This window comes from Paenibacillus sp. HGF5 (assembly GCF_000204455.1).
GTDB lineage: Bacteria > Bacillota > Bacilli > Paenibacillales > Paenibacillaceae > Paenibacillus_AQ > Paenibacillus_AQ lautus_A.
Genome location: NZ_AEXS01000157.1, coordinates 1 through 10541, shown reverse-complemented (window position 1 = coordinate 10541; position 10541 = coordinate 1). Strand labels below are relative to the sequence as shown.

9 protein-coding genes are annotated in these 10541 nt (G+C 51.4%); 8 read left to right on the top strand and 1 reads right to left on the bottom strand.

The annotated features are described in order from the left end of the window. Positions 1-667: 667 nt before the first annotated feature. The 6 genes from HMPREF9412_RS25430 (at position 668) to HMPREF9412_RS25405 (ending at position 7037) form a co-directional block, all read left to right on the top strand. Positions 668-1081: a DUF4183 domain-containing protein gene (locus tag HMPREF9412_RS25430; protein WP_036673604.1), complete on the top strand. Its 414-nt coding sequence runs from the start codon at positions 668-670 to the stop codon at positions 1079-1081. A gap of 709 nt (positions 1082-1790) precedes the next feature. Continuing rightward, positions 1791-2321: a MauE/DoxX family redox-associated membrane protein gene (locus tag HMPREF9412_RS25425; protein WP_175320806.1), complete on the top strand. Its 531-nt coding sequence runs from the start codon at positions 1791-1793 to the stop codon at positions 2319-2321. Next, complete coding sequence (locus tag HMPREF9412_RS25420; RefSeq protein WP_009594682.1) at positions 2318-2908, top strand: hypothetical protein; 591 nt, start codon at positions 2318-2320, stop codon at positions 2906-2908. The genes HMPREF9412_RS25425 and HMPREF9412_RS25420 overlap by 4 nt, the downstream gene beginning before the upstream one ends. Before the next feature lie 28 nt (positions 2909-2936). Then, the gene (locus HMPREF9412_RS25415) at positions 2937-4715 is read left to right on the top strand and encodes an ABC transporter ATP-binding protein (RefSeq protein ID WP_009594680.1); all 1779 of its coding nucleotides are present in this window, start codon (positions 2937-2939) and stop codon (positions 4713-4715) included. 269 nt (positions 4716-4984) lie between these two features. After that, entirely contained in the window at positions 4985-6478 is a 1494-nt protein-coding gene (locus HMPREF9412_RS25410) for an amidase family protein (RefSeq protein WP_009594683.1), read from the top strand. Between the two features lie 22 nt (positions 6479-6500). After that, positions 6501-7037: a hypothetical protein gene (locus HMPREF9412_RS25405; RefSeq protein WP_009594684.1), complete on the top strand. Its 537-nt coding sequence runs from the start codon at positions 6501-6503 to the stop codon at positions 7035-7037. Between the two features lie 202 nt (positions 7038-7239). Here the strand turns inward: HMPREF9412_RS25405 and HMPREF9412_RS25400 are convergent, their stop codons facing one another. Continuing rightward, a complete protein-coding gene (locus HMPREF9412_RS25400; RefSeq protein ID WP_006211013.1) occupies positions 7240-7521 on the bottom strand; it encodes a CD3324 family protein in 282 nt (93 codons plus the stop codon). Between the two features lie 436 nt (positions 7522-7957). Between HMPREF9412_RS25400 and HMPREF9412_RS25395 the strand changes: the two genes are divergently transcribed. Both HMPREF9412_RS25395 and HMPREF9412_RS25390 read left to right on the top strand, forming a co-directional pair. Next, positions 7958-9652, top strand: a complete 1695-nt coding sequence (locus HMPREF9412_RS25395; RefSeq protein WP_009594681.1) for a GAF domain-containing sensor histidine kinase — start codon at positions 7958-7960, stop codon at positions 9650-9652. A gap of 3 nt (positions 9653-9655) precedes the next feature. After that, on the top strand, positions 9656-10318 hold the full coding sequence (locus HMPREF9412_RS25390; protein ID WP_009594685.1) for a response regulator: 663 nt from the start codon (positions 9656-9658) through the stop codon (positions 10316-10318). The last annotated feature ends 223 nt before the right edge of the window (positions 10319-10541 follow it).

Here is a 10541-nt window from a genome sequence, read left to right as displayed (position 1 = left end):
GGGCCCTTGGGGTCCCACCGGTCCGGGAATGCCCGCCGCCCCCTCCAAGCCCGGGTTGCCAGGAACACCCTGAGGGCCTTGGGGTCCCACCGGTCCGGGAATGCCCGCCGCCCCCTCCGAGCCAGGGCTTCCGTGAATGCCCTGGGGTCCTTGAAGCCCGGCTGGCCCCGCCAAGCCCGGGTTCCCAGGAACGCCTTGAGGGAATTGAGGTAATAGTGTCGATAAGAAGTCTTTCGGACCGCGTCCCACTTGACGTTTATGCTGGACAGCTGAGGGGGTGGTCCGATGAGTGGATCTGGGGATGCATCTCCATTTTCGTTTGCCTGCTGACACAACTCGTTTGTATTTTCGCTTCTTGCAGGTCCTGCGTTTTCGATATTCTGCAGCTTTTAGAATTCGATTTCGTTTTCGCTTGATCACGGGAGTTTTCAGTCTTATCCCCCCTCCCTCCGGATGAATGTCTGTACTTAGTTTATGTTATGGGGGAAGGACTCGAGTGGACATTTATCCTTTCTTCGGTGATATATTGGCCTGAGCATGGATTCATTCACTGTTTGTTTTTTTCAATATTGGGAGAATGTCAGAACCAAATCTCAAAATCTATCATTTAATGATAATGTGGCACAGCCATATTTTTTCTATCTAAGACAAGAAAGGAGTGAAGATGATGCCAGTTATCAAACCTATCATTACCGCGGTCGCATCGGTTCCCGTTGCTACGGGGGGCACGATCACCACGACGGTAACGCCAACCGTAACCCGTTATTTTGCGCTGGTCGACGAAGCGATGATCGGTGCAGACTCGATTACCATGCCGGCCACGAGTTTCATCGATGATGCCGAAGCACCCGTGACGGCATTTCCCGCATTGACAGGCGCTGAATATTTTAATGTGTATATTAACGGGATGCTGCAGCAGCAGGCCTTATCGACTTTAACGACCGCCAGCTTGGTGCTCGATACGACGGATGTGCCAGCGGGGATACCGGTTTTATTGGAAATTGCCAGCTTCACGAATACGGCCTCCGCCATCACGACACAACCTACCATTTCGGCGCCGGTCATTACGATCATCAGTTAAATAGGTATGCAAAGGGCTGCTCTGATTATCTACATGGGGCAGCCCTTTGGATTATGTAATTTCTTTAATAAGGGATAAAATCCTATTATTAACTATAAGATATTATCCTTGTAAGAAATGATAATTATAGTATATTGAAATTATCTTACTAGCCAGCTAGTTAGCATAAACCACGTACACCCCTCAGAAATTGAACCCGCTTACAAATGACTCGGCTTAAGAAATTGGAAGATCCCTGCAGCCAGCGTTCAACACATTCCGAAGCTTTTTGCATAGCAACACCTTTCATATAAATGAATGAACTTCATGACTTGAAAGGAGGTGAGCATTTATGTGCATTCTTCGTCATACTTCCTGTAACACTACGGAGCAATGCGGACGCGACAAATTCGGCGTTCGTCTTGAAGTATGGGACTGCGGCAACGGTTCCGAAGAGAGATATACTTGCGGCTGTTAATTTTTTTTGTGAACGCATGAACTCATCCTATAAACAGCGGAACTTCTTGTTCCGCTGTTTATATTTCACGAAGAGCATGCGGCTTCCTATTATGGTTGAAGAGTGAGGGGTCGAATATGGTTTTGGGTCCATTACATTATGATCGGGTGAACAGCGAAGAAGAACGGTCAGGTGCAGTCCAAGCAAGATATCAAAGTCATCGAATGGGGGCTTGGTCCCCTTGGTTGTCGGGAAGGAGAATGAACCGTGTCCATGAGCGCGCTTTGCCTTTTGTTTCTGACCTTGGTGTTTGTGTTTTCGGGAGTGTCGAAACTGTTATCGTTAGCGGATTTCAGGACGACGATCGAACGGTTGCAGATGCCTGCAGGCCGCTTACGGATTGTACCTGTTCTCATCTGCGCCGCTGAGATTGCAGCCGGGGCGGGTTTATTGTTTTCCTGGAGCAGAGCCGCTGCGCAGATCGTGATTTTTATTTTGCTGGCAGGGTTCGGCTACGCCGTTTATCAAGCCAGGGTTGTGCGGAATCAGGAGATCAAATGCAGCTGCTTTGGCTCATGGTCTAGTGAGGCCCTCGGCATGAATACGGTCGTTAAGATTGCATGCTTAGGTTTTTTGAATGCGCTAATTTGGCTTTTGTCCGAACCCGTGAATCTCTTCCTCATGCCGGCTCAAGAGGCGGTTCTTACCTTGCTGTCCGCCGGCGGCATTGCCGTTATTTCGTTGGTGGCAGTGAATGCGTATACTCTTGATTCATTACAGGCGAAGGAGGGAACATATCCATGAATTTGATTACGACCGTGCTCGTAATTCAGTATGGCTTGATATTCAGCTTGGCTTTTTTCATGTTCAGACTGTACCGTCAGGTTCGGGAGTTGAAGTTGAAGCCGCAGACAGTCGTGACCGGGCATAAGGAGCCTGCGGTTCCGAAGGAAGGGCTCGAGCTTGGCACGCAGATTCCTCGGACAGCCTATACGAGCATGGCCGGCGATACCGTGAATTTGTACGACGGCAAGCCCAAAATTCTATTGTTCACGATGAACCATTGCAATGCCTGCAAAGAAACGTACGGGGCCATCAAAGCGTTTATGGCTTCGCATCCGGATCTTTCGGTCACGCTATTCCTGTATGCCCAGGATGCGGATGAGGCCTCAGAAATGGCGGTTTCCAATGAGTTAACCGATATGCAGGTCGTGTGGGCAGACCGGGCTATGATCGATTCGTTTAAAGTGAACCGGTTTCCGTTGGCGTTCTACCTATCCGAGGAGCAGCTCGTCATCAACAAAAGCGTCACGAATTATTTGCATCATTTAGAACAAATGATCAACCAGCTGCCTCATGCTAAACCTTCAGCCCTAAACAAATCGGCTTAGCGACGAAGGAGGCTCTAGGTTATACAACATGAAATATGCGAACCTGATGTTCGAGGTTATGAAGCAGGTGTACCGCGTCTCTCCGCGGATGTTCACCAGATCGACCATGATTTATTTAATGCAGGCCTTTTTGCCCGTTGCCCAGATTTATATTACGGCTCAAGTCATAGACGCCGTTACCGGCGTGTTGATTCGGGATCAAGCTCCATACCAAGCATTGTATTGGCTGTTACTCCAGATGGCGGTCATTCTGATTGGCCTCGTGCTGGCATCTCTTCAAAAGTATACCGAGCGAAAGATGAATGCTTATGTATCCTACTGGTTTAATCTCCAAGTGTCGGAGAAGTTAAGCAAGCTTCCGTTCGTATTCTTTGAATCTCCGGAAAGCTACGACAAGCTGCAGCGTGCTCTTCGCAATCTGAATATCTGCGGAATTAACATGGTGTTTTACATGTTCTCGATAATTCAGAACCTCATCACTCTGACGGGTTTGCTCGTGCTCTTGTTCAGCTTTCATTACATATTGCCAATCGTTATGCTGCTTCTGATCGTCCCACTGTTGATCATCCAGAAGAAAGAGGGGACTTCCCGCTTCGTGGTCATTCATCAGCAGACGGCTTCGTCCCGAATGGCGGCGTATATGAACCAACTGCTGCAGACGAAGGAAGCGGCCAAGGAAATCCGGCTGTTTCATGCCAAAGATTATTTATTGAACAAATGGCGGGGCATCTATTTCAAAAATACGTATGAAATGCTGGGCGTCGAGCGGAAAAACATGAAGAATCGCCTGATCGTGGAAGGGGCGGTGACGATTTGTTCTTTTAGCATTTTAGCCGTGTTCGTCTGGCTCGGCTCACGCCTCAAACTAACCATCGGCAGCTATGTCGCCCTCTATCAAGCGGTCCAGGACACGCGATACTCCATCCAGAACATCAGTCAGAACATCGGGCAAATCTATCATGACGGTCTGTTTATCAACGAATTGTTCGAATTTCTGGATACGCCGGTTCCGCAGCCGGAAAAAGCTCTGCCGATGACCACGCCTTTGCGGGAAGGAATCGAAGTCGATCGCGTTACCTTTTGCTATCCGAATCAAGATAAGCCCGTGCTTGACGATTTGACGATTCGCGTCAAGCCCGGAGAAAAGGTTGCCATTGTCGGTGAGAACGGTGCGGGGAAGAGCACGCTCGTAAAAATCATGCTAGGCTTGTATGAACCGACGCATGGCGTTGTGCGCTATGGCGGCATCCCGATCCAGGATTATGATGCCGTCAGCTTCCGCAGCAAAGTAACGGCGGTGTTCCAGGATTTTTACCGATATGAATGGACCCTTGAGGCTAACATTTCGCTGCGTGAGCATGATCCGGATGACCGGCAAGCCCATCGCCGATTGAATCATGCCATGGAGAAGGCCTCGATGACATCGCTGGCGGATTCGCTGCCGGACAGAGTAGCAACCCAGTTGGGAACGCGCTTCTCCGGCGGACGCGAACTGTCTCAGGGCCAATGGCAGAAGGTCGCGATCGCCCGGGCGTTCTATCGGGATTTCGAAGTGATCTATCTGGACGAGCCGACAGCGGCCGTAGACCCGCTTACGGAATCCACGATATTCGAGAGCCTAATGTCCATGACCGAAGGCAAAACCGCCATCTTCATATCACACCGATTGGGAAGCTGCAGACATGCGGACCGCATTCTCGTCCTCAAGGAAGGGAGAATCGTTGAAGAGGGAAGACATGAGGAATTAATCGGGCAGGGAGCCCATTATGCCGAGATGTTCAATAAGCAGGCCCAGTGGTATCGTTAACAGTGGTACCGCTTTGAAACGAATGCAAAAGTTAAGCGGAGCGGATCAAGAAGTCTTTCTTGGTCCGCTTCCTGCGTTTAGTTTACGTTAGGAGGGGCAAGCCGCCATGGGAGACGAGAGAGCCGTTAAGATGCCGACCGATTGCCTGCCAGGAGGAGTTTCGTGTCTGAATCCCGAATTGAATAGGGACTTGAAACGTCTGGAGGCTAAAATATGAAACGTTAAACCCCACACCTGCCGCAAGATCAGAAAAATAAGGGGGACCATATATGAGCTTGGATAAAAAAATATGGATTGTGGAAGCAACCATAGCCGATATGCAGCATGCCATGGAAGAAGGCTGGGTGTCTTCGGTCGAACTGGTGCAATTGTATCTGGAACGGATCGGGTTATACGATGGATGGCTTCGCTCGATTCTAGAGGTGAACCCGGATGCGCTGCAGATGGCCCAAGAGCTGGATCAGGAGCGCAGAAACTTGGGAGCGCGGGGACGGCTGCACGGGATTCCGATACTGCTCAAAGACAACATCGACACCGGGGATCGGCTGCATACGAGCGCCGGCTCCATTACGCTGGCCGATTCGTACGCCGCCAAAGATTCCTTTGTAGCCGCAAAGCTCCGGGAGGCGGGGGCCGTTATTCTGGGCAAGAGCAATATGACCGAGTGGGCGAATTTCATGTCCTCGACCATGTGGGCAGGATACTCGTCAAGACGCGGGCTTACTTTAAATCCCTACGGTCCCGGCGAAATGTTCATCGGAGGTTCGAGCTCCGGTTCCGGAGCCGCAGTGGCGGCGAATTTGGCTGCGGCAGCCATCGGCACGGAAACTTCGGGATCGATTATCAGCCCTTCCAGCCAGAACAGTCTGGTTGGCTTGAAGCCGACGATCGGATTGGTAAGCCGGACGGGGATCATTCCCATCACGCATACGCAGGATACGGCAGGTCCAATGACCCGATCGGTGGAAGATGCGGCGATTCTGCTTGGCGCGATCGCGGGTGCGGATGACCTGGACGAGGTGACCAAGACAGCTGCTGAAGCAAGGGTAGAGGATTACACGAAGTTTCTGGACGCCGGTTATCTGAAGCGGGCACGAATCGGGATTCCCCGATACTACTATAAGCACCTGGATCGGGATAGACTAGATATCGTAGAATCTGCCATTGATGTTCTTCGCGAACAAGGCGCGACCATCATCGATCCGGTGGAACTGCCATGCCAGGGCACCCGATGGGATGCCAACGTCCTTCGCTATGAATTCAAGAAATGCGTCAATGATTATTTGGCGAATGTAGATCCGTCGCTGCCGGTTCATTCATTAGCTGAGGTTATCGCTTATAATGAGGCACACGCCGACATCGCCCTGAAATATGGACAGGATACGCTGATTTGGGCCGAGGAAACAAGCGGTTCGTTAACCGAAAAAGAGTATTTGGAGAGCAAGCGGAAGAACAAGGAAAGGGCGGGTGCCATGGGGATTGACCATGTACTGCGGGAGCATCAGCTGGACGCGCTGCTGTTTCTGGGTAATGAATATGGACCCGATCTGGCTGCCCGTGCAGGGTATCCTTCGGTTACCGTTCCCGGCGGTTATGCCGAGAATGGGATCATAGCTCCGGGAGGATACAACACCAAAGGTCCTCAGGGCGTTACATTCATCGGGACGGCTTACAGCGAGCCGGTGCTGATTCAGTTAGCCTACGGCTTCGAGCAGGCCACCAAGCATCGCGTACCGCCGAAGCTTTCATCCCAGTCATCATAGTAAAGAGAGGTGAAGTTCCATCATGCCGCGCAATTTGGAGTATGTCCCATACGGCTACGAGCCCCCGAAGCCGACAACGAAAGGCACCTTGATATTCTACGATCTTTTTGAGCAGGATCAGGTGGCCCTCGAGCAGGCGACTGCCATCTTTGAGGAACGCTCCTTCGCAAAGTTGGTGTTGTATCCGCTGCACGAAGAGACGGTGAAGCGGATGTTCAAGGAGCCGGTGAGCGCTTATTACAAGCGGGAGAAACAGCTTCAGGAATGGATTCAGGAGCACGTTAGATCTTCGGTCGTGATTGAATCGTTCGAGTCGAAGCGAAAAAAATACACGCCGATCGATACGGCGCTTCGACATCTGGTCGAGAAGTACGGAAGCCCCCATTTTCTTCTCCTGACTCCGGAGGTAGCCAACGTGTTTGCTTCGTTTTCTTCCTTCGAGGAATGGATCGTGAAGCTGAGGCTGATCTTGTTGTCCGAGCCGCCGTATCTGCATCCGAGGCTGGAGAAATTCCGCCATCGATGGGATGTAGCCGGGGCGAAGCGGGAAGAACATTAGGGTACAATCAAGCCCGGCTGCAGCTCGTTTGCAGCCGGGCCTTTTCTATGGTTAAGGCAAGGTGGGAAATGAGGTGAAAATGCCAAACAGCCCTAAAAACGGTGACGCTGGTCCGTGACCCATCCATGCAATATGAAAAGGACTGTACCCCGTGGGAACAGTCCTATGTTAATCCGTGCGGAGACCGTTAAACCTCATCGGTTCAGGTCCCTACGCGGGTAAGTTTACTTATGATCTTGCGCACGCTTTCTCCAGACAGGAAGTAGGTCCGTTCCAATTCCTCAATGGACCGTCCTTTGCAGTAAGCGCGATACATTTCTTTATTGCGACTTTCGATGCGTTGTTTGGAACCGCTTAACTCTCCCCAGCCGGCTCTTTGCTCGCTCTGTTTCGGTATGTAGAGTAATTCTCCGTCTATATACTGTTGAATTTGCTGCAGCAGCTCGGGGGGAAGCACTTCTCTTCCGTTCTTGTAATGGCCCATCGATGCCCTCCTCTTTCTGTATACATATTTAAGCTATCGCTGAGTTTCAAAACAATTGCATTGATCATGCTTGCCCTCCTCCTTTCGTGAAATTGGTTTTTTTAGATTTTGGATTTATTGGAGTTGAAAATAGATATAGGGAGCCCGCGGCGGGCTCCCATTTAACGGATATTCGCTTTACGCGAATACCACCTCACGGATCTGAATCATTGCAATCAGCCTCCTTTCAGCTCATTTCGTCGGCCCGACTTCTATATTAAGCCATATGTAGGTGGAAATTTGCAAGAGATAAAACAATATTAATTGTTTTTTACCACAATTCATGGGATGAATGATCTGCACCGGCCAGGACTTCCATTCGGAATTTGGATGGTGCGTGACAGGATTATATAATATAGTTACTTCAGAATGCAAAATAAAGAAGGAGCTTGCTTGTATGTCCACTCACGACCCGCATATCCAGGAGTTAATCACGTTGAAGACGATTGCCGAAACGCTGAACGAATCCAATGAGTTAGCCCCCATGCTGGACGTTGTTATCGGCAAACTGCTGGAGCTGACCGGACTTACGACCGGTTGGCTGTTCTTGGTGGAAGAGAAGAGAACGCATGAATTCGTAGCGGGCCGGAATCTGCCGCCTGCTCTGAGACGGGAAGATAACGAACCTATGAGGTGCGGCAGCTGCTGGTGCCTGGAGCGCTACGATGACGGCCGTCTGAAAAATGCCGTGAACATTTTGAATTGCAAACGTCTGGATAACGCCGTTCGTTATCAGTGGGGCGATACAGAGGGAATTACCCATCATGCTACCGTTCCGCTGCGTTCCGGCAGCCGCAGGTTCGGCGTGCTGAATGTGGCCGCACCCGGGAAGCTTCATTTTTCCAAGGAGGAGCTGGCGCTGCTGGAATCGGTAGCCTACCAAATCGGCAGCGCCATTGAGCGCATGCGTCTGTATGCGGCTGAGCAGCGTCGGGCTGATTTGTTCTCCCGGCTAGGAGAATATAGCAGCGCGCTAGGCGTTTATGCATCCCAAGCGGTGAGCCGGGCCGAATTAACGGAGCAGGTGATGAGTTTGCTCGGCCGTTATTTTGATTGGCCGGTTGCGGCGCTGCTTGAACCGGTGGGCCAGGAAATCACGCTGCGTGCGCTTTACAGCGGTGGACAGACCACGCTGCCCCATGCCAAATTTCCGCTAGCCGACATAGCTTGGACCGGTCCTGATGCAGTGAAGCGCTCAGCAGAGCCGGTCGGCGATCCGGATGGGCAGCAACTTGCGGATCAACTGATTGAGAAAGGATGGATAGCTCCCATTCGTCGAGCCGTTGCAGTGCCGCTTACGGTTGCTTCGGACTCCTTAACCGGGTTGCTTTTGGTGGGCTATGATCAGTATGGAGATCAGCATCGGGCGGACATGGAGGTCATCGAGGCCATAGCGGAGCATATCGGCATGACGCTTCAGCGCATCCGTCTGGAGGAGAACCGGCGGGAGCTCGCAAGGATGGATGAACGAAATCGCCTGGCCCGGGACCTGCACGACTCGGTAAGCCAAACCCTGTTCTCGCTGGTGATGATGTCCAAAGGTGTAGGGGGAATGATTGCTGCTGAACCGCATGAGCAGAAAAGCTTGCTCCAGGACACGATCCACGATATCCAGTCATTATCGCAAAGCGCACTGAAGGAAATGCGGGAACTGATCATGCAGCTTCGCCCGCCCGGACTTGAGGAGGGACTGATGACAGGTCTTAAGCAATACGGCGAACGATTGAAGCTTCACGTGCGTACACATATCAGCGGGGTGCGGGAGCTTCCGCGGATTGCGGAAGAGGCACTATGGAGGATCGGGCAAGAGGCGCTGAACAATGTGAGCAAGCATGCGGATACGAAGGAAGTAACGATCGCGTTATCCTTGCAGAACGACGAAGCGGAGCTTCGGATCGAGGATCAAGGGCGCGGGATAACCAAGCAGCGATGGAACGAGCTGACGCGGCATTCCATCGGACTGTCCAGCATGCGAGAGCGGGCCGAATCGCTCGGAGGCCAGTTCCGTTTATACAGCGTGCACCGGGAGGGAACCATCATTGAGGTTACGATACCCTTGAAGGCAGTCACAACAGAGAGAAAGGGGGGATAACCGATGATCCGATTGTTAATAGCTGACGATCACGCCATGGTACGGCGGGGCCTTCAGGTTTTTCTGGCGACGCAGCCGGATATCGACATGGTGGGAGAAGCCGCGAATGGCGAAGAGACGCTGGAACAGGCCAAACTTCTGCTGCCTGATGTCGTGTTGATGGATTTGAATATGCCTGTCTTGAATGGCATCGATACCACGGCACGTTTGAAAAAAGAACTGCCTTATATCAAAGTGATCGTATTGACCTCGTTTGTTGATTACGATCATGTTCTGCCTGCGATTCGAGCGGGTGCTCGCGGCTATCTCCTGAAGGATATTGAGCCAGAGGAATTGGTAGCCGGAATCCGACGCGTGTTCCAAGGTCAGGTCGAATTGCATCCGGATGCTGCCGGCCTGCTCATGACGCATGTTACTTCCCCGGCGGGAGAGGATGAGGCCAATGGATCCAGCCATCAGGAAGCTGCGCAGCTCAATAAGCTTACCCGCCGAGAGCAGGAAGTATTACAGCTGATTGCATCGGGGATGAATAACAGGGAAATCAGCGAAGCGCTTTATATTACCGAGAAGACGGTCAAAACCCATGTCAGCCACCTGCTCGATAAGCTGGGGGTTGCCGACCGGACACAGGCAGCGATCTATGCGCTTAAGCATGGAATCGTATAGGGTTTGGGATATGCTGCTTATGCTATATAACCGTACATAATGATCATTTCTAAGACTATAGTCGTAGAAGCTCTCAGCCGAAGGCATGAGAGCTTTTGCTCGTAAAATCACTCGATATGTTGACGATTCCATGGCGTGCCTCCTCTACAATGTACTTAACAAAACATTCGAATACGAATAAGGGAGGCATTAACATGAAGATCGTAATGATTGCAGGCAGCAA

Excerpts from the sequence above, each read along its gene's own strand:
- HMPREF9412_RS25405 (WP_009594684.1), top strand. The coding sequence starts at position 6,501 with ATGCCGCGCAATTTGGAGTATGTCCCATACGGCTACGAGCCCCCGAAG.
- HMPREF9412_RS25430 (WP_036673604.1), top strand. The coding sequence starts at position 668 with ATGCCAGTTATCAAACCTATCATTACCGCGGTCGCATCGGTTCCCGTT.
- HMPREF9412_RS25395 (WP_009594681.1), top strand. The coding sequence starts at position 7,958 with ATGTCCACTCACGACCCGCATATCCAGGAGTTAATCACGTTGAAGACG.
- HMPREF9412_RS25425 (WP_175320806.1), top strand. The coding sequence starts at position 1,791 with ATGAGCGCGCTTTGCCTTTTGTTTCTGACCTTGGTGTTTGTGTTTTCG.
- HMPREF9412_RS25420 (WP_009594682.1), top strand. The coding sequence starts at position 2,318 with ATGAATTTGATTACGACCGTGCTCGTAATTCAGTATGGCTTGATATTC.
- HMPREF9412_RS25410 (WP_009594683.1), top strand. The coding sequence starts at position 4,985 with ATGAGCTTGGATAAAAAAATATGGATTGTGGAAGCAACCATAGCCGAT.
- HMPREF9412_RS25400 (WP_006211013.1), bottom strand. The coding sequence starts at position 7,521 with ATGGGCCATTACAAGAACGGAAGAGAAGTGCTTCCCCCCGAGCTGCTG.
- HMPREF9412_RS25390 (WP_009594685.1), top strand. The coding sequence starts at position 9,656 with ATGATCCGATTGTTAATAGCTGACGATCACGCCATGGTACGGCGGGGC.
- HMPREF9412_RS25415 (WP_009594680.1), top strand. The coding sequence starts at position 2,937 with ATGAAATATGCGAACCTGATGTTCGAGGTTATGAAGCAGGTGTACCGC.